The sequence below is a fragment of the Paenibacillus sp. PDC88 genome (assembly GCF_900106725.1).
Taxonomy (GTDB): Bacteria; Bacillota; Bacilli; order Paenibacillales; family Paenibacillaceae; genus Paenibacillus; species Paenibacillus shunpengii.
The window spans coordinates 715,703-740,983 of record NZ_FNNT01000002.1; the positions used below are offsets into that span (position 1 = coordinate 715,703).

The 25,281-nt window shown below is 44.7% G+C and carries 25 protein-coding genes and 1 pseudogene; 18 read left to right on the forward strand and 8 right to left on the reverse strand.

All coding sequences use genetic code 11. From position 1 onward, the window contains the following. Positions 1–133 precede the first annotated feature (133 nt). The 4 genes from BLW49_RS09890 (at position 134) to BLW49_RS09905 (ending at position 5,174) form a co-directional block, all read left to right on the forward strand. On the forward strand, positions 134–1,300 hold the full coding sequence (locus BLW49_RS09890; RefSeq protein ID WP_090724324.1) for a glycoside hydrolase family 88/105 protein: 1,167 nt from the start codon (positions 134–136) through the stop codon (positions 1,298–1,300). Next, a complete protein-coding gene (locus BLW49_RS09895; RefSeq protein ID WP_090724326.1) occupies positions 1,297–2,655 on the forward strand; it encodes a glycoside hydrolase family 28 protein in 1,359 nt (452 codons plus the stop codon). Before BLW49_RS09890 ends, BLW49_RS09895 begins: the two co-directional genes overlap by 4 nt. Beyond that, on the forward strand, positions 2,652–3,551 hold the full coding sequence (locus BLW49_RS09900; RefSeq protein ID WP_090724327.1) for an alpha/beta hydrolase family protein: 900 nt from the start codon (positions 2,652–2,654) through the stop codon (positions 3,549–3,551). Before BLW49_RS09895 ends, BLW49_RS09900 begins: the two co-directional genes overlap by 4 nt. Positions 3,552–3,665: 114 nt before the next feature. Beyond that, positions 3,666–5,174, forward strand: a complete 1,509-nt coding sequence (locus BLW49_RS09905) for a glycoside hydrolase family 43 protein (protein WP_090724550.1) — start codon at positions 3,666–3,668, stop codon at positions 5,172–5,174. A 140-nt stretch (positions 5,175–5,314) separates the two neighbouring features. Here the strand turns inward: BLW49_RS09905 and BLW49_RS09910 are convergent, their stop codons facing one another. Then, complete coding sequence (locus BLW49_RS09910; protein ID WP_090724328.1) at positions 5,315–6,835, reverse strand: phytoene desaturase family protein; 1,521 nt, start codon at positions 6,833–6,835, stop codon at positions 5,315–5,317. 170 nt (positions 6,836–7,005) lie between these two features. Between BLW49_RS09910 and BLW49_RS09915 the strand changes: the two genes are divergently transcribed. Both BLW49_RS09915 and BLW49_RS09920 read left to right on the forward strand, forming a co-directional pair. Further along, positions 7,006–8,127, forward strand: a complete 1,122-nt coding sequence (locus BLW49_RS09915) for a glycosyltransferase family 2 protein (RefSeq protein ID WP_177178696.1) — start codon at positions 7,006–7,008, stop codon at positions 8,125–8,127. Between the two features lie 26 nt (positions 8,128–8,153). Then, positions 8,154–8,672, forward strand: coding sequence for a glycosyl-4,4'-diaponeurosporenoate acyltransferase CrtO family protein (locus BLW49_RS09920; protein ID WP_090724332.1), 519 nt, complete (start codon positions 8,154–8,156; stop codon positions 8,670–8,672). 24 nt (positions 8,673–8,696) lie between these two features. Here BLW49_RS09920 and BLW49_RS09925 read toward each other — a convergent pair whose 3' ends face one another. The 3 genes from BLW49_RS09925 to BLW49_RS09935 form a co-directional block, all read right to left on the reverse strand. Beyond that, positions 8,697–9,260: a maltose acetyltransferase domain-containing protein gene (locus BLW49_RS09925; protein ID WP_076313761.1), complete on the reverse strand. Its 564-nt coding sequence runs from the start codon at positions 9,258–9,260 to the stop codon at positions 8,697–8,699. Positions 9,261–9,391: 131 nt separating this feature from the next. Further along, positions 9,392–10,336, reverse strand: a complete 945-nt coding sequence (locus BLW49_RS09930; RefSeq protein WP_076313762.1) for an aldo/keto reductase — start codon at positions 10,334–10,336, stop codon at positions 9,392–9,394. Between the two features lie 49 nt (positions 10,337–10,385). Beyond that, positions 10,386–11,384 carry a Gfo/Idh/MocA family protein gene (locus BLW49_RS09935; protein WP_076313763.1) on the reverse strand — a complete coding sequence of 333 codons (999 nt, stop codon included), beginning with the start codon at positions 11,382–11,384 and terminating at the stop codon, positions 10,386–10,388. 127 nt (positions 11,385–11,511) lie between these two features. Between BLW49_RS09935 and BLW49_RS09940 the strand changes: the two genes are divergently transcribed. From BLW49_RS09940 to BLW49_RS09950, 3 genes and pseudogenes are all read left to right on the forward strand, one after another. Next, the gene (locus BLW49_RS09940; protein WP_090724333.1) at positions 11,512–12,360 is read left to right on the forward strand and encodes an AraC family transcriptional regulator; all 849 of its coding nucleotides are present in this window, start codon (positions 11,512–11,514) and stop codon (positions 12,358–12,360) included. 51 nt (positions 12,361–12,411) lie between these two features. Beyond that, positions 12,412–12,738 carry a hypothetical protein gene (locus BLW49_RS09945; protein WP_076313765.1) on the forward strand — a complete coding sequence of 109 codons (327 nt, stop codon included), beginning with the start codon at positions 12,412–12,414 and terminating at the stop codon, positions 12,736–12,738. A gap of 161 nt (positions 12,739–12,899) precedes the next feature. After that, positions 12,900–13,135 (forward strand): annotated as a pseudogene (locus tag BLW49_RS09950) (Tn3 family transposase); the annotation flags it as partial. Between the two features lie 118 nt (positions 13,136–13,253). On the opposite strand, the gene BLW49_RS09955 reads toward BLW49_RS09950, so the two are convergent. From BLW49_RS09955 to BLW49_RS09965, 3 genes are read right to left on the reverse strand one after another with little or no spacing between them, the layout of a single operon-like run. Next, on the reverse strand, positions 13,254–13,655 hold the full coding sequence (locus tag BLW49_RS09955; RefSeq protein ID WP_090724337.1) for a hypothetical protein: 402 nt from the start codon (positions 13,653–13,655) through the stop codon (positions 13,254–13,256). Positions 13,656–13,703: 48 nt separating this feature from the next. Next, positions 13,704–14,660 (reverse strand): NADP-dependent oxidoreductase, encoded by a 957-nt coding sequence (locus BLW49_RS09960; protein ID WP_090724339.1) that lies wholly within the window; start codon positions 14,658–14,660, stop codon positions 13,704–13,706. Between the two features lie 25 nt (positions 14,661–14,685). Beyond that, positions 14,686–16,044, reverse strand: a complete 1,359-nt coding sequence (locus tag BLW49_RS09965) for an MFS transporter (protein WP_090724340.1) — start codon at positions 16,042–16,044, stop codon at positions 14,686–14,688. A 122-nt stretch (positions 16,045–16,166) separates the two neighbouring features. Here BLW49_RS09965 and BLW49_RS09970 point away from each other — a divergent pair, with 122 nt between their 5' ends. Beyond that, complete coding sequence (locus BLW49_RS09970) at positions 16,167–17,039, forward strand: LysR family transcriptional regulator (RefSeq protein ID WP_090724342.1); 873 nt, start codon at positions 16,167–16,169, stop codon at positions 17,037–17,039. Positions 17,040–17,114: 75 nt separating this feature from the next. Continuing rightward, entirely contained in the window at positions 17,115–17,363 is a 249-nt protein-coding gene (locus tag BLW49_RS09975; protein ID WP_090724344.1) for a hypothetical protein, read from the forward strand. Between the two features lie 62 nt (positions 17,364–17,425). Here BLW49_RS09975 and BLW49_RS09980 read toward each other — a convergent pair whose 3' ends face one another. Continuing rightward, entirely contained in the window at positions 17,426–19,144 is a 1,719-nt protein-coding gene (locus BLW49_RS09980; protein ID WP_090724345.1) for an ABC transporter substrate-binding protein, read from the reverse strand. Between the two features lie 116 nt (positions 19,145–19,260). On the opposite strand from BLW49_RS09980, the gene BLW49_RS09985 reads away from it, so the two are divergent. From BLW49_RS09985 to yidC, 7 genes are all read left to right on the forward strand, one after another. Continuing rightward, positions 19,261–20,874 carry a DUF4153 domain-containing protein gene (locus BLW49_RS09985; protein WP_090724347.1) on the forward strand — a complete coding sequence of 538 codons (1,614 nt, stop codon included), beginning with the start codon at positions 19,261–19,263 and terminating at the stop codon, positions 20,872–20,874. Positions 20,875–20,921: 47 nt separating this feature from the next. Further along, positions 20,922–21,587 (forward strand): HD domain-containing protein, encoded by a 666-nt coding sequence (locus BLW49_RS09990; RefSeq protein ID WP_090724349.1) that lies wholly within the window; start codon positions 20,922–20,924, stop codon positions 21,585–21,587. Between the two features lie 81 nt (positions 21,588–21,668). Next, entirely contained in the window at positions 21,669–22,172 is a 504-nt protein-coding gene (locus BLW49_RS09995) for a CYTH domain-containing protein (RefSeq protein WP_090724350.1), read from the forward strand. A 157-nt stretch (positions 22,173–22,329) separates the two neighbouring features. Then, complete coding sequence (locus BLW49_RS10000) at positions 22,330–23,475, forward strand: copper amine oxidase N-terminal domain-containing protein (protein WP_177178697.1); 1,146 nt, start codon at positions 22,330–22,332, stop codon at positions 23,473–23,475. Between the two features lie 186 nt (positions 23,476–23,661). Further along, on the forward strand, positions 23,662–23,850 hold the full coding sequence (locus BLW49_RS10005) for a hypothetical protein (protein ID WP_090724352.1): 189 nt from the start codon (positions 23,662–23,664) through the stop codon (positions 23,848–23,850). 170 nt (positions 23,851–24,020) lie between these two features. Next, the gene (locus BLW49_RS28530) at positions 24,021–24,425 is read left to right on the forward strand and encodes a hypothetical protein (protein ID WP_143042104.1); all 405 of its coding nucleotides are present in this window, start codon (positions 24,021–24,023) and stop codon (positions 24,423–24,425) included. After that, positions 24,323–25,168, forward strand: a complete 846-nt coding sequence (gene yidC, locus BLW49_RS10010) for a membrane protein insertase YidC (protein WP_090724354.1) — start codon at positions 24,323–24,325, stop codon at positions 25,166–25,168. Before BLW49_RS28530 ends, yidC begins: the two co-directional genes overlap by 103 nt. Positions 25,169–25,281: the final 113 nt, after the last annotated feature.

The window sequence follows — 25,281 nt, forward strand, 5'->3', positions numbered from 1 at the left end:
CATATTCTTCTTGATCACTGCGGATGTATTTCAACTAGTTTCATAGTCGTTAAAATGTATTGCCGCTTCGTTCTTCAGCAGGACCTATTGAAGACGGAGCGGCTTATCGATCACAAAGGAGGATGTATTTGAGATGAATCAAACAAACCAGACTAGCTGTGCGCACAGAATGGCACATTCTATTATGGAGCGGACACCAAGGCTGTATGAGGATAAAGGATATAACGAGAAGTGGTCCTATGATTACGGGGTTATCCTCAAAGGATTTGAGCGCTTATGGCGTACCACCGGAGAACAGAAATACTTCGATTATATTAAGAGCAATATGGATCACTTCATTCAGGAGGATGGATCGATTCGAGGCTATAGGCAGGACGAGCATAACATTGATCACTTGAATAATGGCAAGCTTCTATATGTCCTGTATGAGGAAACGGGTGAAGATAAATACAAACTTGCAGCCTCTACTTTGAGGAAGCAGCTGCTGACGCATCCCCGGACTTCCGAGGGGGCTTTTTGGCATAAAGAAATATATCCTTATCAGATCTGGCTGGATGGCTTATATATGGGCTCCCCGTTCTACTTGGAGTATTTGCTTACGTTTGAGACCGAGGGGGATCTTGGTGACGTAACGAAGCAGTTCATTCTATGCGAGAAGCATACGAGAGACGACAGAACCGGGTTATTATTCCACGCTTGGGATGAGAAACGTGTACAGCCGTGGTGCGACAAGAGTACCGGACTGTCACCGAATTTCTGGGGCAGATCACTGGGCTGGTTCCTCATGGCCATCACTGACGTTCTTGAGCTCCTGCCTAAGGAGCATGCGGACTATAACGAGCTCGAACGAATATTCAAGGATACGCTGACGGCAGTAGCAGACTTTCAGGATGCGGATTCCGGAGTATGGTACCAGGTTGTGAATGAGGCTGGACGCAAAGGTAACTATTTGGAAGCCTCGGCTTCCAGCATGTTCACCTATGCGATGGCGAAGGGAATTCGACTGGGACTTCTCGGTTCTGAATGGAACAATTCATTAGAGCGGGCATTCCAGGGGCTCATTGCTGAATTTATATTAGAAACCAAGGAAGGCTGGCTCAATCTTAACAAGACTTGTCAAGTGGCGGGACTGGGTGGTGCAGATCGTCGTGATGGGACCTATGCGTATTACATTAGCGAACCGATTATTACGAATGATCAGAAGGGACTCGGTGCTTTCCTCTTGGCTTGTGCTGAATACGAGGAGCTGGTTCAGGCTGGTGAGTTAAGTCTGCCCGTAACGGGAGGAGCTCAGCAATGACCATCTATAACATTGATGACTACGGTGCACATAAAAACAGCGGTCAGCTGTCCACCAAAGCCATTACAGCGGCTATCACTGCTGCTGAAGCAGCAGGGGGAGGAACAGTAGTGATCCCTGCGGGTACTTATACTACAGGAGCAGTTATACTTCGGAGCAACATCCATCTGTATTTAAGTCCTGGCGCTACATTGTCCTTCAGTGACAAGCCAGAGGATTATCCTGTAGTCACCTCTCGCTGGGAAGGTGTGAAACGGGAGGTTCACGCTTCCTGTATCTATGGTGAACAGCTGGAGAATGTAATGATCTCAGGGACTGGCCGGATTGAAGGCAATGGTGCATTGTGGTGGGATAAGCAGCGGAATCGTCCGGAGGAGCTCACATATCCTAGACCGAAGCTGATCAGCTTCGACAGCTGCCGCCGAGTCACGATCAAGGATGTACAGCTGTTTAACTCGCCAAGCTGGACAGTGAATCCGATTCTATGCCATGACGTCACTATTGATAATCTCTCGATTCTGAATCCCGCCGATTCACCGAATACAGACGGCATCAATCCCGAATCCTGTTCGAACGTCAGAATCAGCAATTGTCATATCGATGTCGGAGATGACTGTATCGCGATCAAAGCAGGTACGGAGGATACAGCTCACCGAGTTCCGTGTGAGAACATCACGATTACGAACTGTACAATGGTTCACGGGCATGGAGCTGTCGTTATTGGCAGCGAGATGAGCGGCGATGTGCGCAATGTGGTGATATCAAACTGTGTCTTCAAGCATACGGACCGGGGCATTCGTCTTAAGTCAAGACGGGGACGGGGCGGCACGGTTGAAGATATTCGCGTAAGCAATATCGTCATGGAGGATGTCATCTGTCCATTTATATTAAATCTATACTACTTCTGCGGTCCTCGCGGAACAGACAAATATGTATGGGACAAAAATCCGTATCCTGTGACGATTGAAACTCCACGATTTCGGCGGATTCATTTCTCAGGGATTACGGCCCGTAACGTTCATGCAGCAGCAGGGTTTATCTATGGTCTGGCAGAGCAATATGTCTCTGAAATTACATTTGATCAGATTGATATTACCATGGCTGAAAATGCGACACCCGCTGTCCCTGCCATGATGGCGGGAATCGAAGAGATGAATAATCGAGGGTTCTTCCTTGGGAATGTAAGGGATGTTCGGTTTCGAAACGTGACGATCGAGAATCATCAGGGGCCTGCCTTTTATGTGGAGAATGGAGACACCGTTAAATTTGAGGGCTGTGAGTCGAGAAATACGGACCGTGCAGAAGAGCTCATTCATGAAGCTGCGGTAAAGCCTTCTCAGGAGAATCCGGTATGAAGCCATCACAGGCAGATCCACTGTGGCAGCTGTTAGGAGACCTTCCTGAAGGAGGCGTATCGAACTCACGATTGCTGGCTGAAGAGGAGAAGGAGGGCTATCTTCTTCAGACAATCATGCTAGAACTGTATGGAATGGAGCAGGTATCTATATCAATGGCGCTTCCGTTAAACCAGAAAGGTCCATATCCTGTCGTTGTATTTAACCATTCCCATGGCGGCAATTATGCGGGAGGACGCAACGAATTTCTAACGAGCAGTCATTATCTGCAGCAGCCATCCTTTGCCAAGACACTGACCTCTATGGGATATGCGGCTTGTTGTATGGATATGCGTGGATTCAACGAGCGCTCGGGCCGAACAGAAAGCGAGCTTGTCAAAGAAATGCTGTGGCGGGGAGAAGTATTATGGGGCAGAATGCTTCGTGATAATCAATGCTTGCTTGACTATATTTGTACGCGAGAGGATGTAGATTCCAGCCGCATCGGTACGATCGGCATGTCTATGGGGGCGCTTATGGCGTGGTGGCTTGCGGCACTGGATGATCGAATCAAGGTGGTCGTTGATATTTGTGGTCAGGTCGATGCCCACACCTTGATTATGAAGAGAGGCCTTGATCATCACGGATTCTATTCATATGTTCCCGGCTTGCTTAAGCATTTCACAACCCTTTCCATTCAGGAAAGGATCGTCCCGCGCCCCAGACTGAGCCTAAACGGGCGGGATGATCGGTTATGTCCTTATGAAGGAGTCATGCTGCTGGCTGATGGCCTTGAATCTGCATATGAGAAGGCTGGATATCCTGAGCATTGGCAGCATATAGAGACCGGATCGGGACATATGGAAACCGCAGAGATGCGTTATGCCTGGAAGGATTTCTTAGTCAAATATTTGTAATCTACTATTCATCTTGTATAGGGAGGCGTTAGCTTGATTACGAACAATACGAAAGAGACGAATATCAAGACCATTCAGAATCCGATACTTCCCGGATTTAATCCTGACCCTTGTATGATCCGTGTGAACGATATGTATTATATTGCGGTTTCTTCCTTCGAATGGCTGCCGGGTGTTCGAATCTATCAATCGGATAATCTGGCGGATTGGGAGTTTTGTACGGATGTGTTAACAGATCAAGTGAACCTTAAGGGTAATCCCAAGAACTGCAGTATCTGGGCTCCACAGATCAGCTACCATGAGGGTCTGTATTACTTAATGTATACTGATGTGAAGAGCACGAAACGACCTTTTAAAGACACCCATAATTACCTCATTACATCCCAGTCAATTACAGGGCCATGGTCAGAGCCCATCTATTTGAACAGCAGCGGGTTTGATCCATCCCTGTATCATGATGACGACGGGCGAAAATGGCTGTTAAACTGCTTGTGGGATTATCGAATTACGGAAGGGAATAAGTCCAGCGGAATTGTCATTCAAGAATACGATCCGGAGCAGCAGAGATTGATTGGAGAACCCATTAAGCTCTTTGATTGTACGCCGCTCAAGAAGACGGAAGCTCCTCATATCTATAAACGAAACGGATATTACTACTTAATTACAGCGGAAGGTGGAACGGGCAGCGGACATGCGGTTACTGTAGCCCGGTCTACGGAGCTGCTCGGTCTTTACGAAGTTGATCCTCAATATCCAATGCTGACTTCAAGTGATAACCCGGAGCTTGAGCTTCAGTGCGCCGGGCATGGGAGCTTGATTGAAACGCCTGAGGGTGAGTGGTACATGGCTCATTTATGCACTCGGCCGGTTGAAGGAAAGTACCCTATTCTGGGCAGGGAAACCGCATTGCAGCAGGTCTACTGGGATTCAGAAGGCTGGCTTCGATTAACTTCTGGTGGTCACTCACCTCAGACAGAGGTTCCTCTTCCCAAGGGCGCGGTAGTTAGAGGGAAGCGAAGCACAGACTTTTATGATGATTTTACGGGAGCTGGGCTGAGGCCCGAGTGGAATACACTTCGTATCGTGGCAGACGATCGATGGTGCAATTTATCAGAAAGACCCGGTTATTTGAGAATTCATGCAGGAGAATCGGCTCAAAGTCTGTTCGAGCATCATATCTTAGCAGTTCGACAGGCGGATACGCATTTCCGAGCCGAAACAGAGCTGGACTACGAGCCAGCGATGTATCTGCAAATGGCAGGACTCATGCTGTATTTAAACGAAGACAATTATTGGTTTGCTTATGTAACTCGAGAGAAAGAACTGGGTAAAGTGCTGCGTCTTATGCGCTGTGAAAAAGATGAATTTACACTGGAGCCCGTCATTGTGAAGCTGGAAGAGGGTAAGCCTTTAAAGCTCGCTGTCGATATATCCGGCGTAAATGGACAATTCTATTACCGGACAGAGGAAGGCGAATGGAATGAGCTCGGTGAGGCCCATCATGTCGGATTTTTATCCGGAGGGTTCACGGGGAACTTTGTTGGAATTGCAGCTCATGATATGAATCAGTTCATGGGCAGCTATGCGGACTTTTCATATTTTCGTTATACAGGCCAGAAATAGTTAAAGCACAAATAAATGACAGTGAACAAAAATAAACAAGGCATGAGTCATCTTTCATCCAAAAAAGAGACTCGTGCCTTATTTTTTATGCATACATACGAGCTGACACAGGTTCAAACCTTATCGCTCATATGAAAGCTTCAGTTCGCTTTTTTGGCTTTTCCTGACTTTGCGGTTTTTGAGTACTGTTCCTTGATAAGATCGGCAGTTAGCTGGCCAGATAGAGTAACCATAGGAACGCCTCCGCCTGGATGCGTAGACCCGCCGACAAAAAACAGATTCTCAATCAAATCACTGCGGCTGGGCACCTTGAATCCACCGTTCATCTTTCGGTCTGTGACCACACCATAAATGGAACCGCCATTAGCGCCATATAACCGCTGAAGATCGTCGGGGATAAAAGTATACTCGAATTCGATGTGCTGGCGTATATCCGTAAGTCCCATTCGTTCAAGCTTATTCAGGACAAGCTCCCGATACGCTTCTGCATTGGATTCGAAGCTCTTACCCGGCTTAAGCGGCGGAACGTGGGTGAGGACGAACAAATTTTCTTTTCCCTCCGGAGCTTGAGTGGCGTCCGATTTACTGGAAACCCCGATGTACACCGTTGGATCATTGGAAGGAATGCCCTTGTTAAAGATATCATCAAATTCCTTCGCCGGATCCTGAGAGAAGAAGAAGTTATGATGGAGCAGCTGCTCGTACTTCTTGTTGACCCCTAATAGCAGAACAAGCCCGGATACGGTTGGCGCGAATTTATTCAGCTTTTTAGCTGAGTTCAGAGCCCCGTTCTGATCCTTCAATAACGAATGATAGGTTGGGATGGCCTCCAAATTCGATACGACAAGGTCTGCATCCAGCACGGTTCCATCGTGCAGCGTTACGCCAGTTGCTATATTATCCTTCGTGTTAATCTTCGTTACCTTGGCGTCGGTACGTACAGTTACGCCTTGCTCATGGAGAACCTTCAGTATTCCCTTAGCTATATTGTACATTCCGCCTTCCACATAATAGATCCCGAGTCCGAGCTGCACATAGATGAGCTGAGACAGGACAGCAGGAGCATGGTAAGGGGAGGAGCCAATATACATAATAAAGAAGTTAAACAGCTGTCTTAAATGCTTGTCTTTTAGATATTTGTCGGTGCTTTGTGCCATGGTACGAAGCGGGTCCATCGCCAGCAGCTCTTTGATTGAATGCATCCCGCGAAGCTCATCAAGACCTGAGAGACTTCTGGCATAAATGCTGCGTCGATTCATATCGTACTGCTTCTGACAGTACTGAAGATATTTTAAGAAATCTGCGGCATCCTCTGAAGAAATATCCTTAATGGTGGACAGCATCTCCGGCAAGTCACTGGTTACGTCAATGGATACACCATCTTCAAAAAAAGTTCGCCACTGCGGCTCAATTCGTACGAGCTTCATATAATCGGACAGCTGGCGTCCAGTGCTCTCAAACAGCTGTTCCAATACCCATGGCATCGTCAATATAGATGGACCTGTATCGAAGGAGTAGCCTTCACCGGATCGAACGTTCAGCTTACCCCCGGCACGTTCATTTTTTTCTAGGACAGTTACTTCATGACCATCGGCTGCAAGTCTCATTGCTGCTGACAGCCCGCCCAATCCTCCGCCGATGACAATCATTTTTTTGCGCATATTTATTCTCCTCTTCTCGTTCTCTGATCTCGTTGCACCGTATAAAGTAGGTGATGTACGGATCATAATTGAAGTAAAAATGCTTAATTACCATACTTACCGGAAGTGAGATGAAATAAACGGCAGGTGACGTTCAATTTCCTGCTCATAGATAGAGGAGGATGCATGTGATGTCACTGATATGGATATTGGCTGGCCTGATCTCCGGCATCTTGTTATGGTCAGAGCTTAGGCTGCTGCCGGGAAGCAGCGTATGGCAACTAGGGGATAATAATGATCGAGAGCAATCCCTTGGTAAATCGGCGCACGAAGCGAAGAGAATGACCATAAGTGTGATCATTCCTGCTCGGAATGAAGAAAAAAATATTGGCAGGCTACTGAAGTCCTTGCGAGAACAGATGAATCCACAAGATGAAATCATTGTCGTGGATGATGATTCGTCAGATCGTACGGCCGAGATCGCACACCGTCGGGGGGCCATGATTATTAAAGCGGGTCCGCTTCCGAGAGGCTGGATGGGAAAATGTCATGCCTGCTGGAGAGGGGCGGCGGCTGCGAACGGAGAAATGCTGATCTTTCTAGACGCGGATACTTATCTGAAGAAGGGTGGGCTTAGTCAGCTGGTAGATGCTTATCCATCCGGCCTGATGTCCGTACAGCCGTTTCATGACACCTGGTCTGCTTACGAGAAGCTGTCCGGGATATTTAATATCATTGTCGCGGTGTCTGCCGGAAGCGGCAAGAAGGGAACAGGAGCTTACGGTCCATGTGTAGTGACCAGCAGAGAAGCTTATGATAACGTCGGCGGACATGAGCAGGTAAAGGGTGAGATATTGGATCATCATGCACTGGCTCTTCGATTTGAAGCCGCAGGATATCCGGTTGTTAATTATATTGGCAGAGGAGCGCTTCATTTTCGGATGTATCCGGGAGGCGTTAGAGAGCTGTTTCAGGGCTGGATTAAGAGTATGGCTTCCGGCGCAGCAGCAACTCGATTCTCCAAGCTCTTTACTGTCGTTCTATTTCTGATGGGTGCATTCACGGCAGCTCTATCCCTGCTATCCTGGGACTACGGCATCATGTCTGTTGTTGTGTACGGACTGTATTCAGCACTTATGGCTGGGCTCCTTGGCAAAGTAGGGAAGTTCGGAGCTATATCGGCCATATTTTATCCGGTTTCACTGCTTGCTTTTTTCAGTGTATTCTCCGTATCGATGCTTCACACCTTTGTTAACAGGCAGGTTCGCTGGAAGGGAAGGGAGCTGACCCTTGATCCTGAGGAGAATCAATAAGGATAACGAACAGAAGAGGGATGTCCATGGATTCACAGATGTCGAGTGTTATATGTAATATAGGAGTCAATGCAGGGGCTTGGCTTCTCATTCACCTGCTTGTGACTGCAGTTCACGCCAGGCTGCCGGATCGCTGGTTTGCAGTCACTGGATACCCGGCTTCTAAAAAGGAACTGTTATTCTACACGAACGCGCTGAAGATCAAAGCTTGGAAGAATCGTCTTCCTGACGGTGGAGGCTGGTCGAAGCAAGGCTTTCGTAAAAAAAGGATCGAAGAGAGGAGTGAAGCCTACTTGGAGCGGTACCAGCTAGAGGCTCATCGTGGGGAATGGTGCCACCTCATTTCGATGCTGCCTTCACCTTTGTTCTTCCTCTGGAATAGTCCCATGGTTGGGATGATGATGGTCCTATATGCGCTGGCGGCCAATCTGCCCTGCATATTTGCCCTCCGGTATAACCGGGCTCGGATCCTCCGTCTTCTGGATAGAAGAACAGCTCCGATGTCCAGCGATTCTGTTGTACAAATAGACCCAGGCACAAGATGATCGCCTGGGTCTGATAGAAGGTGCTTATACTTCAATGGATTTGATGATGCGGGCAGGGTTGCCCCCAACGACGACGTTGTCTGGCACATCCTTGGTGACAACGGCTCCACTGGCAACGACGACGTTATTCCCGATGGTTACCCCTGGATTAATGATTGCGCGACCGCCGATCCAGACGTTGTCTCCAATGGTAACCGGTTTGCCGAATTCCTCATATCGTTCACAGCGCGACACTGGATCAAGTGGATGCGTTGCCGTGTAAATATGTACACCTGGCGCAAGCAGACAATTTTTACCGATTCTTACCTCGCACACATCAAGGATAACGCAGTCAAAGTTGGCGTAGAAGCCGTCTCCGACATGAATGTTGTAACCATAATCGCAGCGGAAGGTCGATTCCACATAAATATTGTCTCCAACACTTCCAAACAATTTACGAAGCAGATCACTCCGGTGCTCGCGGTCGCTTTCAATAGACTGATTGTAGAGCCGGGTCAGCCTTCTAGCGTGCTCACGATCCTTTGTTAGCTCGGCGTCACCCGCCAAGTATAACTCCCCTGCAAGCATTTTCTCTTTTTCTGTCCTCATGGTGAACTTTCCTCCTGGCGTAATTCATTCAATATATGATTATCGCGAAATATAAGATCTCGTGCAAGGAGGAAGTACGTGAACTCATTCCTTCTTATGACTGCTGCGATGACGGTGATCCCTATGGATTGCTAGTACTGAACACCTTCACTTGTCAAGTCCAGCCATTCTACTTCCTGCTGTGACAGCTGAACGTTGGCCCCTTGATCGCAGGAAGCCAGCTCCGCTGGATTGCGTGCGCCGATCAAGGCACAGGTAGGGTAGTTCTGATTCAGTACATACGCCAGTGCGATCTGAATGACGGTAACGCCTTTATCTTCTGCAAGCTGCTTCGCTCGACGGAGCCGCTCCCAGTTCTGATCATTATAGAACACACGCACAAGATCAGCATCATCCTTGTTATCAGGTGTAAATTTACCAGTGAAAAATCCTCGGGCCTGCGACGACCAGGATAACAGAGGGAGCTGGGTTTCTTCATGCCACTTACTCGTTTCTTGATCGACGGATACACATCCCGGCCAGAAGGGTTCATTCGCCTTGGCAAGACTTAAATTCGGACTGCTGAATGTAAAACCGGCAAGTCCATTGCTTGCCGCATATGCATTCGCTTCCGTAAGACGCTGCCAGCTCCAGTTGGATGCACCTGCGGCTCCAATCCGGCCGGCAGCAATATGCTCATTCAGTGCATCGATGATATGCTCGACAGGAATAGACGGATCATCCCGATGAAGGCCGTACAGCTCGATGTGATCGGTCTGCAGACGCTCCAGGCTGACAGCCAGATCGTGATCAATAGCCTGTTTGTTCACCCGCGGGCCCTGTCTGTCGTGATGAGCCCCCTTTGTGAAGATGGCAATCTTGTCCCGATTGCCTGACTCCTGCAGGTAGCGTCCGATAACCTCTTCACTTTGACCTCCGGTATAGATATGTGCAGTATCGATCGTGTTGCCGCCGATGGCCAAGAATGCTTCAATATTGGTCACGACCTGATCATAATTTTCATGCATGAAATAATCGGAACCTTTAATCAAACGAGAAATAGGCTTCTTTGATCCCTGAATCGAAATATATTCCATAACCGTTTCCTCCTTAAGAGTAATGTGCAGAATTGTTCTTCTTGACTAATTAGAGGGTAATTCTTTCCCGCTTCGTAGCCGAGACAAGAGCGGACTCAACGACTCTCATATTGCGGACGGCATCTGACGGTGTAAATGCAGGTGTACTGCGTTCAAAGACGACATCGGCAAAATGATCGACCATAGCAGAGTATTGATTAATGACCGGCACCTCGATCTCACGTTTGCCCAGCTTGCCATTCACGATAAACCCTGCTTCGCTGTCATGACTGCAAACGAAGGCAGATGGGACTTCAATGGTTCCGTCCGTCCCAAGCACTTCAAGCCGATTTCGGAAGGACGCCCACATACCACAATCGAAGATCAGTGAGACATCATTCGGAAATTCGAGGAAGCCGGAAGTCATCATGTCTACATCCCCGTGCTTCGGCGAGAAGAACGATTGTGCTGTTACGGCATCCGGCTCCAGTCCGGTCAAGAAGCGGGCAGCACTAATTGGATAGCAGCCGACATCATATATAGACCCGCCGCCCATCTCCTTGTTAAAGCGGATGTTGTTTGTACTTTCTCCGCTGTTGAATGTAAAGTTTGCATGGAGACCACGAACGGTGCCGATCTCACCGGAAGCGATTACATCTTTGATCATTTGATATCTGGGATGATGACGATACATGAATGCCTCAGCCAAATGAACGCCTGCTTGCTCACAAGCGATTACCATTCGCTCCGCTTCCTCAGCCGTTAACGCGATGGGTTTCTCACACAGCACGTGCTTACCTGCTTCGGCAGCTTTGATCGTCCATTCCATATGCAGATGGTTCGGCAATGGGATATAGACAGCATCGATGTCGTCTGAGGCAAGCAGCTCTTCATAGCTGCCATAAGCATGTTGGATGTTCAGTTCCTTGGCGGCTTCTTCTGCTTTTGCTTGATCCCGGCTGGCGATCGCAGTGACTTCATTAAACTGGGAGTATTGCAGTCCGGGAATGACGGATTTTCTTCCTATATTGGCAGTGCTGAGTATACCCCATCGAAGTTTTTTACTCATATGCTTTATATCCTCCTGACTAAATATTATGATGATATTGTCATTGTATTGAATTTGGAATGAAATTAAAATAATACGATTTTGTGTTCGAATAACACAATATTGTTCTACATTGGAGGAGTAGGCGATGCAGCGGCAAAGTCACTTGGTCACAACTCAAAATCCTCGGTTTTTTTGTTATCCCGAATCGGTAGGAATGTACAGCGATATGCCTAAACATACGGTGACAAGACAGAAGGGAGCATTAAACAATTTTAATATTCACTATATTGCTTCCGGTAAGGGCTACATCGAAATTGATGGCATGCTGCAGGAGCTTGGTGCGGGTGATGCCTTCTTGTACTTCCCGCTGCAGGAGCAGCGATATTTCAGCAATGAGCAAGAGCCTTGGGACATTCGGTGGGTTCACTTCTATGGAAGCAATATGACAGAATATATGCTGGATCAGGGATTTCAGCATCATCGAATATGGACCCTGCGGAATGGGGCCGAGTGGGAAAAAGCTCATCTCGAGCTATTGACCGAAGCGGAAAATAACAAAATGTTGAATCCTACAATGCTGTCTACGCTTACTTTTGCCGTCGTGACGGAGTTTGTCCATCAGGCTGTCCCGCGCACGGGTAATGGCAGTAAATCCGGAGGATCCATTCAGCGTATTCTAGATCTGCTGCCTGAGCTTCAACAGGAGGCGGTAAAGCCGTTCGAGCTTGAACTGTGGGCAAATAAAGCGGGAGTTAGCGTTCATTATTTTTGCAAATTGTTCCGTAAGGCCATTAATATGACACCTATGGATTTCGTAACCCAGTGCAGACTCCAATATGCGAAGCAGGCGCTACTGGTACAGGAAGAGCGTACAATAGGAGACATCGCCTCAGAAGCGGGGTACCCTAGCAGCAGCTACTTCAACCGGAAGTTCCTGGAGCATGAGGGAGTGACGCCCACGGAGTATCGGAGATTATTTGGCAGGACGAATTGAAGATCAGGATATATTTCCAATGTAATGCAACCTGGAAGGAATATTACATCTATGAGATTACGAACACTCGTCTTACTATCCATTATACTTGGCTTCTTGCTAGCGGCGGCATCACCCATGCTCGATTCCAAATTGATTACGGATGCAGAACAGTTAAACCATCATGAGCTTGGGCTGCCTTTTCCGTTTCTCGTTCAGCATACGACACTGACACCAATGGAGGGCGCTTTTCCATTTGAGCTTGGACTGCTTGATCCAAGAGAGCATCCGAGCAGCATTATTCCTTTTTCATATTTTCTAAATGGATTGTTTTATTCCGGAACGGTTTGTTTAATCTTGTGGATCGCGAACCGAGTGTACATTATCATTCGGAGATAGGAACTGAATAGTAATTGTAATAGAGCCGCTGACTTAAACTTGACCCCTGTTGCTGGACAACATTCTAACAGCTGGAGGTTGAGTTCAATTTAGCGGCTTGATTTTAATTTCCAAACGCGTGGTCTAAGTGTGGGAAATGACCACATACATCTACTATTATCAGTGGGATCCGCTCAAACTCCATCGAAGATCAAGAAATTTCTGCGTTATCCTTTCAGTTGCTCCAAAACTGTTTGGTCTACATGAACACATTAATGATGCAAGAAGTTCTCATGACGAGGATCAATACTGGCTGAAGAAGATGATACCAGAAGACTTTAGGGGATTGTCTCCCTTGTTTTATCATCATGTGAACCCATATGGGATTTTTAAACTGAATATGGAAAAGCGAATTTGATATAGGAAAATTCAAGAACAACATCAAGTAGTTTCTCCATAGGAAACTACTTGATGTTGCGAGAAAGAAGTCAAAAGGTATTTCGTTTTGTAGAGCATGAATGTGAAACTTATCTGTACTACTCAGCTCCTTTGTAGTTTTTTGCTTTCAAAAGGAGCTGATAACTTGTGATATGTGCAAAAAGAAGATATATATTTAGAAAACCAATTACCAAGGAAGGGAGGATGGATTTTATATCCAGAAATGCATGGAATAGCACCATATTTACGGAAATAGGGATGAGCACAACGAGTGTTAATGGGACAAAACGATTGATCAAAAGGGATAAACCTACAAGAACCATTAGGCAATAGACCATTTCCATCATATATCCTGTCTCTACTAAAGCTATCATGAACTTATTTGCGGGCTCTGTAAACTCCATAGAATCCGACGGATTTAATAAATTATTTAAACCTAGTACTAACAACAATAATCCAAATACAATTCGTGCAATTAAAGTGATTTTTTGCTTCAACATTTTTCACTCCTTTAGTCGTTTTTTCCTTTTACTTTCTTGATTTATTTTCTAATAAGCAATGTGGAGAACAATTCGTCCTCGTCCATGCCCAGTTTGGCTAAGCTCATGAGCTTGTTGAACTTCATGTAAGGGAAATTTTTTGTTTATAACGGATTTTATTTTGCCTTCTACTATCAATTGAGCAATTTGCTGAGAAATTTCTTGTTGTTTTTTAGGTGAAGGCATAGAATTTAAACTTGGTTTTATTACATGGATCCCACGTTCTTTTGCTTTTTCTTGGGATGGCTCCTCTACAATAGACAGAAGCCTCCCTCCCTGCTTTACAACAGACCATGACCGTTCTAATGTTTGCCCACCTAATGTATCAATTACAAGATCTACATCTGAAGCTTTTTGTTCGATCCGTTCAGAAGTATAATCGATCACAGTGTCTGCTCCCAAAGCATGCACAAAGTCAACATTATTTGTTGAACAAGTGCCGATCACATGGGCTCCCTTCCATTTCGCAAATTGAACTGCTAACATTCCAAATCCGCCAGCTGCTGCATGAATTAACACTCTTTGACCGGTCATCAATCCACCATTATGAAATAGAGTTAACCAAGCGGTCAAGGCGCTTCCTGGTATCGTAACTGCCTCATCAAAAGTTAATTTTTCTGGTTTTAGAGAAAGTCCTTTGATGGGAGCTGTTGTATATTCAGCATAGGTACCTTTCTCGCTACGACCAAAAACCGCTTGTTCTTTACGAAAATCAGTTACATCTGCGCCAACCTCTTCTATGATTCCCGCAAAGGAAGAACCAGGAATATACGGGAATTTAGCCGGACGAAACTGTTTGAATTGTCCTTGGCGATATTTCCAATCATAAGGGAGAACACCTGCGGCATAAATGCGAATCAATACTTCTCCTGCTAATGGCTTTGGACGTGGAATGTGTTCTAATTTTAGTTGTTCTGGTCCTCCATATTGATGAACACGTACAGCTTTTATCATAGGAATACTCATAATAAAATTCCTTTCTATTTCAGATTCAAATCATTTTCTTTTCGGATTTATACATAAATTTGTATAAAAAAAGCAAATTCAATAGCGTTAGTAAGAAGAAAAACAAGTACACATTGCTATAAACTCCTGATTCCCTTGATATCGCGAAAGGATTGAGCGATGAAACCTTGGTATATTCAATAGCTTTGGTTATAATCGTACCTGAAACGGCAATCGTAAAAAAATTGGATAGACCATATACTCCCATACCAATTCCCGAATGTTCTTTGGGTAGACGAGAAGAAACCAACTTTGTGATGGATGGCTGCATAAAAATATAGCCAACCTCGGTAAAAATCAAGAAAATAGAAATGCTCCAAGATGTATATCCTGCGAAAGTAGAAAGTAACAAAAAACCAATGCTGAGTAGAATGATGGAAATCGTTAATACATAGCGATTACCTTTACGATCCGTCAGTGACCCGCCATATTTACCTAATAAAGCAGAAACAGCAGCTGCTGGAGCTATTAATAATCCAATCCAATATCCATTTAAGCCATAAACTTCACTGAGAAATAACGGTGTAACAAGGAAAACACCAAAATTAGTAGCCATGTTTAAAGCACCCATAAACATCCCTTGGCGATAAGAAGTATGATGAAATAAGTGAAAAGGAATAAACGGATAGGAAGATTTTTTTTGTCGCAAAAGAAAGAGAACAAAAAAAACTAAACTTAAAACCAGTAACCAATAATTCAATAGAGTGATCGATTCCATTAGAGACACAATAAAAGCTACTAGCAATCCTGCACTGAAAATATCTATTTTCTCTTTTTGTTTAGGAACTTCATTGGGCAACCATTTCTGAATAAAAGGAAGAGTAAGGATAATACTCAAAGAGAAGAGAAACAAATATCTCCAATGAAATCCTGTAAGTATTCCACCCAAAATAGGACCGATGACACCCGCAAATGCCATCACAGATGTGATTATCCCCATCGCTTTTCCGCGTCTTTCCTCTGCAATATAACGAGCAGGAATGGTCATAGCTAAAGATGGAATGGAAGAAACACCAATTCCTTGGATGATGCGGCCGACGATTAGCAACGAATAATTCGAAGAAAAGAAACATAATAGAGAACCGATAGAAAACAGCAGTACGCCAAAAGTAGCCAGGTTCCTAATACCATAATAATCGGCTAACTTTCCGTAAATCAGAGCTCCAAGGGCTGATATGATTCCTGATATGGTGACCACCCAGCTGGTAGTAGAGGGACTAATTTCAAATTCTCTTGCTATATCGGGCAGTGCAACATTTAACATATAACTATTGATGATGGCAAATGGAACAAGGAAACAAAGTAAGCGAACGATTCTCGTTTCTTCTGCGATGGATACATTCATTTTGCTTAAATCCTCCTTCACTACTTTTGAATAACTCTATTGTAAGGTTGATCCAGCATAATTAAAAATGTATATTTAATTATATAATCATAATTACAAACTTATGATAGGAGTCGATTGAAATGGATTTCCTTCAACTAAAGTATTTTCAGAAGGTTGCACGATTAAATCATTTGACACAAGCTGCGCAAGAGCTACACATCACGCAGCCTTCTCTAAGTCAAACCATTGCGAAGTTAGAGAAAAATTTAGGAGTTCCTTTATTCGAACGTCAAGCCAGACAAATCCGCCTCAATAAATATGGAGAAGTTTTTCTGGAAAAGGTTGAAGCAGCACTGAAATTACTTGAAGAAGGGCAACGAGAAATTGTAGATATGGCGGGATTAGAACGAGGAACAGTCTCGATAGACACCACTTTTTTACCGCAATTTTCTGATATAATAAATATTTTTCGCTCCTCCTATCCTGAAGTGCGTTTTCGTATTTCACAAGTTTCTACAAAAGAGAGGCAAGAGGAGTTACTGGAAAATGGAGAATTAGACTTTTGCATTTCTTGTAAGCCAATTAAACGGAATGGAATTCGAAATTTACCTATATTCACGGAAAAAATTGTACTAGCAGTCCCTTTCACACATCGATTTGCAAATCGGCAAAGTATTAAATTAAGTGAAGTCGCGAATGAAACTTATATTCACTTTAAAAAGGGACATTCTTTTCGCGAGGATACCGATGAATTATGTCAGAAGGCAGGGTTCACACCAAATATTGTCTGTGAAACAGATGACTCTAAGACAATAATAGAATTGGTTAAGTCAGGGATGGGAGTTGCTTTCTGGTTAGAAACTCTATTAGAAAAAGAAAACTCCTTTCACCATTTACGCATTATAGAGCCCATTTGTCAGCGTACCTATCAGTTAGCATGGTCCGAAAAACGTTATTTATCTTTGGCAGCAAGTACTTTTCGTGACTTGCTTATCGAACATTTCGCTAAATGATAGAAGTAGTATTCCAGTAAGTTCTTCATCGCATGGGGAGACATTAGTGTCTCAATTGTCGTAGGAGTTGATTTAATGCTTAAGAAGTTTGGATTTTGGTTACCATTATTCAGTCTATTCGTGTGCTTATATAATGCTATAGGCGAGGATGACAAGAACTTATTACTATATTTCACGAGTCCTCATCTAATGTATATTGAAAGTTACACCTCCAATGGGCGTCAATTCGACGGTATGTTAGCCATATACTTGATTAATATCGTCGGATGGCTTGTAATCGGTATCATGATTGATCTAATCGTAAAAGCGATAAAACGAAGATAAAAAAAGGCAGCATTTCAAGCAGGGGGGAGTTCCACCTATCACTTGACTGCTGCTATTTTTATCTAAATCGACTCACTCTGCCCCGTGTCAGGCGGGAACCAGAGATACCGCAAATCAACCCATCCTTGAGATCCCGGCCTGATGCCTCGGACAGAGGGAAGGAAGGAGGTCTGAAAGGGACGGTCGTACAAGACGTACAGATGATCCTGTTCGATCAGTTGTTCTTCGATCTGCTGCAGCATACGTAATCTCGCATTGGACTCCCGGGTCAACATTATCCGGTTGAGTCCTTCTATGATGTCTGCTTCAACAGAACACTCTACATGGGAGGATAAAGTTAAGTATAAGTCATGACGACGGAGAGACTCGTCCCTGTCCATAAGGAGAGAGAACAGAATGAGATCCGACTCCATCCGAATAGGACCTTTAAAATCCTCAGGCATAAACACCTTTACTCTGACTTCGTAACCAAATCGCTCTAGGCGCTCCTTAATATTCATCGCGTCCGGTCGATATTGCGGAATCGTGATAAGTACAAGGTAGGTTCCATCTACGGCGTCTGGCTGCGGGGATTCTGAAATGATATCGGATCTGATCGGATCTTCATACTTAATACACTGAAAAACATGTTTGCGTACATTGGGATCTTTCAGCGGTCCCTGTTTTCTCGTATTGCAGGTAAGCAGCTTGCGTACCGTGGTATGTGAACTATACTGGCTACGGTTCTGCTGAACATGGTTGCTGCCAAGCAGTACATGAAAGAGCGGGTCAGCTCCGTCCTGAGCTTCCGTATTCTGTTCCGGCAGTGACCAAGGAATCTGAATAATCTCCACAATGTCCAAGTGAGGACGCGAGATAAAATAAGCCGAGAACGCCTCAAGGATACACATGCTGGAATTAAACTCGGTTACCTTAAAGGGGCCCGTTCCACTGAATCTGATCTCATCGTGCTCTGCTGCTTCGTCCAGGCCGAAAGGAACGATCACAGCCCTGCTTGTACACAAGAACGGCAAAAAGTGCTCATTCGGAGTGTTCAGCGTAAACCTAACACAGGTGCTGCTGAGCGCTGTAACGGATGCGATGGACTGAACGATAAAATTATATAGCAAAGGCTCTTGATGCAGTCTTAATCGCTCAAAGGTGTAGACGATATCGTCAGCAGTGAGCGTATTCCCATGATGAAAGTAAACATCCTTACGCAAATAAAATACCCACGTCATTCGGTCCTCACTGACATCGTAGTCATGAGCAAGATGAGGAATAACCTCTCCCGTCTCGTTCCGAGTCAGAAGTCCGTCATAGATGTGACTTGCGACAAAAGACTCTGCCAGCAGATTCATAGCCAGCGGGTCAATCGTATGAATTTGCTGACGTAATGGCAGGCGAAGAATATCGATCTGCTCTTTATCCTCGTTCACTTGGGTGTGATGTCCGAAATATCGCATAAGCCATCCTTGTAGACGACCAGGCAATTTTGCAGAATCAGTATATTCCTTAATATCATCCATCACTTTCTTAATCTCATGGCGGTCAATTGCCTTAATCATGGAGATGGCGGCAATCTCCTCTGGATCAACCCGAAATTTAAGCTCAGAGCGCTTACCTCGTCCTCGTTGTGAATGCCACTCAATCCAGCCTTCGGCTTCCATTTTGCGAATAATATTAAGGGCATTGCGGTGTGTGCATTCCAGCGTTTCTGCCATCTCATCGAGAGTGATCTGTACGCTTGCTTCGCTTCCATAGTAACCATGCAGCCGTAAAAATTGGGAATGAAGCTTCATTCGTCATTCAGCCCCTTACTAAAATACGAAACTTATATAAGTTTAATTTCTATTTATTTTCATATTTTATCACCTAAAATTAGGATTATAAACCTAAAGTTTTGGGGGACGCTCAAATGAAGTTAAATTTACCTGTCATAAAATCACCTGCGCGCAGTTTATTCACACTCCTGGGTGCTGTGATTCTTGCGATAATCCATCAGTATTTGTTCTTCGAACATGCTCCTGGACTATCCATTCCTATATTTATCCTGCTGTTTTATGGCTTTATACTGGGATTTGCCGGGGACCGGCTGCACGAACGATCACCATTTGCTATTTTTTTGTTTGCTGTTATTTCTATGCTGTCGTTAACGTACTTGCTATTTGATAATCCGATATTTTATGTGCTCAATATTCTGATCCTCCCCGTCCTGGTTGCTTACCATGTGACATTGCTGCTGGGTTACAATCCTCAGGTCTGGTGGAAGACTGGAATTATTAAAGATATATTATCGCATTTAATCCCTAGGACCCTTAGACATATCCCTACCGCCTTTGCCAGTGTCAGTTACGCATACTCCAAGCGGGTTAATGAAGGCTCAAGAGCAGTCAGCCGTAAAATCGTATTCGGTCTTGCCATCTCCGCGCCGCTAGTTATTATTGTGATCTCCTTGCTGTCTTCTGCTGACGGTATGTTCGAGAGAGTGATGTTCGGTATTCCGAGGTGGCTGGATGAAATTACTTATAGCGAAGGCTTTTTTCGATTCATGTGGATCTTGTTGCTCACCTTGTTCTTCTTCGGTTATGTATATGGATTCATTCAGCCGGTGTCCGTAAGGAAGACAGATCCGGAGACCGGGCATTGGAGAGAGGAAGATATCACAGATACTCAAGAAGGAAGTGTATCGAAGGGTGAACCTGAATGGAGATTAGTAACAGAAACGGCGGGTACTAAGAATAGAATATCCGAGAGCAACCGAGATTCTCTGCATCTGCGACTGGATCCGATTATTGCATCCACTGTTTTGACGATGGTGAATGTCGTTTACCTGGTATTCGTTATCCTGCAGTTCACTTATTTGTTTGGAGCCTTTGAGGGAGCGCTGCCCGAAGGTATGACTTATGCGGATTATGCAAGAAGGGGCTTTGCCGAGCTGATGCTGGTCGCACTGCTTAATTTCGGAATTTTGATGGGGGTACTCCTATATACGGATGATAAAGGCTCTGCTGTACTTCGTATTTTTCAAAAAGTGCTGCTCTACATTCTTGTGATCTGTTCGATCATCATTTTGTATTCGGCCTTTTCCAGACTGGCACTGTATGAAGAAGCCTATGGCTTTACTTATCTCCGATATCTCGTGCATGCGTTCATGTTGCTTCTCGCCATACTTATGGTTATTGCCGGCCTGCGGATCCATTTTGAACGAATTCCTCTGGCCAAGTGCTATATCGTCTTCGGGCTTGCAGCGTATGTTGCGATTAATTATGCAGGGATGGACACCTATATTGCCGAGAAAAATATCGAGCGGTACCACATCCACCAGAAGATGGATCCGTATTTCCTTAGTTCATTGTCCATGGATGCTGTGCCTGTGCTTATAGAATTTAGCAGCGAGTATCCCGAGATTCAAAATAATCTTCAGGCAGACTATAATAGACTGAATGAGAGAGAACAAGCATGGCCGTCCTTCAATGTAGCCGAATATCGGGCACATCAGGCACTGAAGGCATATTTTGAGCAGGAGTAGGGCCATATCTTTCACTTACAACTTATAGATCGTGGGGATATTAACGGATGGCAAATTTGTCAGAAATCGAACAGAGCATATTAAAATCTGCTGAGGCATATGTGAAGCATGAATTGGGGCAGGAGAAAACAGGCCATGACTGGTGGCATATTCACCGGGTCGTAAGGTCAGCTGAAAAGATAGCTGCCGCAGAGCAGGCGGACATGTTCGTCTGTATGCTTGCTGCCTATCTTCATGACATTGCTGATGAGAAGCTGAATCCTTCCAAAGAGGCAGGAATGGCCAAGGTTGAGAACTGGCTTCAGGAGCATTCGGTAGCGGTTAAAGATCGGGAGCATATTCTGGAGATTATCTCCACCATGTCCTATAACGGCGGTCATAACCCGCCAATGCGCACGATTGAAGGTCAAGTGGTCCAGGATGCGGACAGGCTGGATGCGGTTGGGGCAATATCGATTGCCAGGGCGTTTGTATATGCAGGCGCCAAAGGTCATCTGATTTATGATCCATCCATTAAGCCAAGAGAAGCCATGTCGACAGATCAATATCGCAATGAAGATACTACTGCGATTAATCATTTTTATGAGAAGCTTCTGAAACTAAAAGATCTAATGAACACCGAGTATGGACGAAAGCTGGCAGAACAAAGACATGTCTTCATGGAGCAGTATTTGGAGCAATTTTTTAACGAATGGAAAGGTGAAGTGATTTAAGCAGCTATAGGACATATGAAATTGATTTTGGTAGTGTATAATGGTTGCAAATAGATTAGAAGACAGAGGAGCTACATCACAATGGGATTAGAAATCGAACGCAAATTTATGCTTACAGCCTATCCAATAGCCTTCATACAAGCTGGAGATATTGTCATTATGAAAGAGCAGTTTATAGAACAGACGTATCTGGCGCTGGACGGGGATCAGGAGCTGAGAGCCCGGAAGATAACAGATCTGAGCACAAACGAAGTAGAATATACCCATACCTTCAAGAAAGGGTGGGGCTTGGCACGAGAAGAAGTCGAATACCATATCTCAGAAGGGCTGTACAAGCAGATTATGGAGGCTCACGGGACCATTCCGCTGACGAAGAAGCGAACTACGGCTGCGTGGAATAACAGAGTTATAGAGATCGATGAATATGACCAGATCCAGCTGGCGGTGCTGGAGGTGGAATTCCTGACTCTAGAGGAAGCAGAGAATTTCATTGCACCCGAATGGTTCGGCCGGGATATTAGTACGAGCAAGGAGTACAGTAATAAGAAAGTATGGAGTGATCTGCAGAACCGGGGCGAGCAATAGAACATGAGCAGTCTGGAATACATCAGAATTGGTCGTATGCAGGAGATAGAAGTCGGCGAAAGCCGGCTTTTTTCTCATATACACGAACTATCTTGAAACATATTTTATTATTTAGACGTTAAGCTCTATGAGGTTTGAATAAATGGAGGGATATGAAATGAACTCGGGATTCAAAAAAGCAGGTGCGGCCCTTGCTGCCAGCGCCATCCTTTTATCAGCATACTCGGTAGAGCCGACTGCTGTCAGAGCAGAAACGGACATAAAATATGAACTGTATTTGGATTCAAATGAATTAATCAGCGGCAGTACAGTCGTAGACAAGGGATTAGCCTATTTGCCTTTGAAGACAATAGCCGAGCAGCTAGGAGCAAACGTTGTTCAAAACGGAAATCGTATTACAGTAAGAGGCAAGGTGTATTCCTTTGCAATTCGGATTGGAAGCAATACTGCGGTGTTAAATGGTAAAAGTACGAGGATGAAGGGTTCTCCATGGACAAGGAACGAGGAAGTTTTTGTGCCTGCTAAGTTCTTGGTAGACGCTCTAAAAGGTACGGGTCTGAAATATGAACCTGAAGTGAAAACCATTGTTGCTTCGGATATCTATTCTGGTCACAACAAGAGTCATTACGGAGGTTTGAATTATCGTATTTCTAGTGACGGGAAATTATCAGCAACGAATAGCGAAGGTGTAACAAAACAGCTATATGATTTCGAAACAGAGACATATAATCCACATAACTTCGAATTTACAAAAACAAATCAAGGGCTCCTTATCCTAAGGATCACAGATATTTACGGCGAGCCCATGGTTCAACAGCAGGTATTTACCGTGATCATGAAGAACGGTGCAGTAATCAGGCAATCCAAGGTAAATTATTTTAAACGATTCGCAAATAATGCGGCAGTATCTGTGAACGGAAAAGAACTTGTGCTTACCGATGGGATAAAGCTTCGGATATTAGAGGACCATACAGGATCTGTGAAGGAAACCTATGATCTGATCGAGCTCGGCGGAGTAGAGGGTAAATATGCTGTCGAAGCAGTGGAGGATGATTTCTTGTTAATTCGCTCCAATACCAAAGGTCTCCTAACATATATTGACAGGCGGACAAGGGAACGAATTGTACTGTACAAGGAGTTGCTTCCATTAGAAGAGCAGCAATATGCAGAGAATAACGATGTCCCCTATTATGGTGATGAAATCTATTTTTTAAGAAGAACAGAACAAAATTTGGAGTTCAAAATTACAGAAGAACTGAGTGGAAAGCAGTATACGAAATCATTAAATATTTCCTCATTATAGAGCTTAGTGAAAGTCAATAGGGCCGCAGTTCAATCCATTTCATATCATTATCAGCAGTCGGTCCGCATCCCGTTTACAAGCAATCTGGTTACCTCAACTCTTTTTATACTTATGTGAAAATAATCACAAGTCAACAATAGGATTCATGTTACATTGTAGTCAAGAGATAAGAAGGAGATGAGAATAATGAGAGACTTAATGCCCGATCAAATAACGCGTTTGTATTTACAGAACTGTTATACCTGTGAGGATGCTGCATTATGCGCTACAGAAGAAGATTGCCTCAATTGTTGGACAGAGCAGGGCTTGATTGACAACAGGGAAGAAAAAGCAGCGGAGAATACACAGCATTATTTACGGATGATGCACGTGTAATGAATGGAGAGAATGAGCGCCTTAATTAAATATAGGCTGAATAGCAGCTGATCCAAAGCATGGAGGCGTATGCTTACGACGACATGCTTTTTTTTGTTGGCGAAAGCTTCCCCTTATATCCTGGGATTAAAAAGAGTATAATGATAGATATCTAAAGGAGGTGAATCCTTTTGCTATGGTTTGAGCTTCAAGATCTGCATCATTTGATTCCATATTTGGCATCTGCCGGCTTGGTATTTGCCGTAACCTGTGCATCTCTGCTTCATCTGATGGGAAGGCTCGAGGAATTTGGGATACGGCGAACTGCCGAATGGCCGGAATTCATTCCACCTCAGCGCCTGACTGGTGAAAAACGGGCTGTACGCTCCATATTAAGAATGATTCGTAGAATTAAAATTTCTCCTGATGATGATTCAGATGAGTGCCTTCACTCGTTGATAACACGCAAGATCGATCAACGAGGAGGATATCAATGGACAAATCAAAAGGATTCCCTGGACGGACGTTACGGTTATACGGCATTATCGCAAGTGTGCTCATCGCATTATTGTTATCAGGCTGCGGTTCGAATGTAACAGAGATTACGAGTAGTACGCCTGGCTTTTTTAATCATTACATTGTGTTTCCCATATCTTATGTCATAACACATATGGCGGGATGGTTTCAGGGAAGCTACGGGCTTGCGATTATTGTATTGACTATTGTTGTACGCTTGCTGCTGTTCCCGCTCATGCTCAGACAGACGAAATCTCAGCAAAACATGAAGCGTGTGATGAAGGGAATGCAGCCAGAGCTGGATGCACTCAAGAAAAAATACGAGAATAAGAAAGATCCGGAAAGTGCGCAGAAGATGCAGCAGGAGATGCTTGAGCTCTACAAGAAGCACAAGTTCAACCCGCTTAATATTGGCTGTCTGCCGATTCTAATTCAGCTGCCTATATTGACTGGTGTATATACCGCTATTAGGCTTATGCCGGAAATGAGCAGTCACACCTTCTTGTGGTTCACACTTGGAGAGCCGGATGTGATTCTGGCGATCATTGTAGCGGCGATCTACTTGCTGCAGACCCGAATTTCGATGAAGAACATGCCTGCAGAGCAGCGGAAGCAGTTTGCCATAATGGGCTATATATCTCCGATTATGATGGCGTTCTTCTCGATCAGTGCACCTGCAGCGATTCCATTATACTGGATGGCAGGAGGAACTTTTCTTATTGTTCAGACCCTGCTGTTCCAAAAGATGTATCCAATGGAGCCTGTTGAAGATGACAGTCTTGCTTCCCCAGCACCCAAGACCAAAGGCACGAACCCGGCTTAATCAGGATAAAGCCCTTTTACTTCGCTTATGAAGTAGAAGGGCTTTTTTGCTTGAGAAGGATAACACAGTGTTTCTGATCTTATAAAAATAAAATCACTTAAATGGTTCTGATC

What these genes read in the sequence shown, in the direction of transcription:
- BLW49_RS09895 (WP_090724326.1), top strand. Translation starts at nt 1,297, where the DNA reads ATGACCATCTATAACATTGATGACTACGGTGCACATAAAAACAGCGGT.
- BLW49_RS09990 (WP_090724349.1), top strand. Translation starts at nt 20,922, where the DNA reads ATGGCAAATTTGTCAGAAATCGAACAGAGCATATTAAAATCTGCTGAG.
- BLW49_RS09890 (WP_090724324.1), top strand. Translation starts at nt 134, where the DNA reads ATGAATCAAACAAACCAGACTAGCTGTGCGCACAGAATGGCACATTCT.
- BLW49_RS09945 (WP_076313765.1), top strand. Translation starts at nt 12,412, where the DNA reads ATGAGATTACGAACACTCGTCTTACTATCCATTATACTTGGCTTCTTG.
- BLW49_RS09925 (WP_076313761.1), bottom strand. Translation starts at nt 9,260, where the DNA reads ATGAGGACAGAAAAAGAGAAAATGCTTGCAGGGGAGTTATACTTGGCG.
- yidC (WP_090724354.1), top strand. Translation starts at nt 24,323, where the DNA reads ATGGACAAATCAAAAGGATTCCCTGGACGGACGTTACGGTTATACGGC.
- BLW49_RS09905 (WP_090724550.1), top strand. Translation starts at nt 3,666, where the DNA reads ATGATCCGTGTGAACGATATGTATTATATTGCGGTTTCTTCCTTCGAA.
- BLW49_RS09980 (WP_090724345.1), bottom strand. Translation starts at nt 19,144, where the DNA reads ATGAAGCTTCATTCCCAATTTTTACGGCTGCATGGTTACTATGGAAGC.
- BLW49_RS09960 (WP_090724339.1), bottom strand. Translation starts at nt 14,660, where the DNA reads ATGAGTATTCCTATGATAAAAGCTGTACGTGTTCATCAATATGGAGGA.
- BLW49_RS09910 (WP_090724328.1), bottom strand. Translation starts at nt 6,835, where the DNA reads ATGCGCAAAAAAATGATTGTCATCGGCGGAGGATTGGGCGGGCTGTCA.
- BLW49_RS09900 (WP_090724327.1), top strand. Translation starts at nt 2,652, where the DNA reads ATGAAGCCATCACAGGCAGATCCACTGTGGCAGCTGTTAGGAGACCTT.
- BLW49_RS09935 (WP_076313763.1), bottom strand. Translation starts at nt 11,384, where the DNA reads ATGAGTAAAAAACTTCGATGGGGTATACTCAGCACTGCCAATATAGGA.
- BLW49_RS10000 (WP_177178697.1), top strand. Translation starts at nt 22,330, where the DNA reads ATGAACTCGGGATTCAAAAAAGCAGGTGCGGCCCTTGCTGCCAGCGCC.
- BLW49_RS09955 (WP_090724337.1), bottom strand. Translation starts at nt 13,655, where the DNA reads ATGTTGAAGCAAAAAATCACTTTAATTGCACGAATTGTATTTGGATTA.
- BLW49_RS09965 (WP_090724340.1), bottom strand. Translation starts at nt 16,044, where the DNA reads ATGAATGTATCCATCGCAGAAGAAACGAGAATCGTTCGCTTACTTTGT.
- BLW49_RS09915 (WP_177178696.1), top strand. Translation starts at nt 7,006, where the DNA reads ATGTCACTGATATGGATATTGGCTGGCCTGATCTCCGGCATCTTGTTA.
- BLW49_RS09995 (WP_090724350.1), top strand. Translation starts at nt 21,669, where the DNA reads ATGGGATTAGAAATCGAACGCAAATTTATGCTTACAGCCTATCCAATA.
- BLW49_RS09985 (WP_090724347.1), top strand. Translation starts at nt 19,261, where the DNA reads ATGAAGTTAAATTTACCTGTCATAAAATCACCTGCGCGCAGTTTATTC.
- BLW49_RS10005 (WP_090724352.1), top strand. Translation starts at nt 23,662, where the DNA reads ATGAGAGACTTAATGCCCGATCAAATAACGCGTTTGTATTTACAGAAC.
- BLW49_RS09975 (WP_090724344.1), top strand. Translation starts at nt 17,115, where the DNA reads ATGCTTAAGAAGTTTGGATTTTGGTTACCATTATTCAGTCTATTCGTG.
- BLW49_RS09930 (WP_076313762.1), bottom strand. Translation starts at nt 10,336, where the DNA reads ATGGAATATATTTCGATTCAGGGATCAAAGAAGCCTATTTCTCGTTTG.
- BLW49_RS09970 (WP_090724342.1), top strand. Translation starts at nt 16,167, where the DNA reads ATGGATTTCCTTCAACTAAAGTATTTTCAGAAGGTTGCACGATTAAAT.
- BLW49_RS09920 (WP_090724332.1), top strand. Translation starts at nt 8,154, where the DNA reads ATGGATTCACAGATGTCGAGTGTTATATGTAATATAGGAGTCAATGCA.
- BLW49_RS09940 (WP_090724333.1), top strand. Translation starts at nt 11,512, where the DNA reads ATGCAGCGGCAAAGTCACTTGGTCACAACTCAAAATCCTCGGTTTTTT.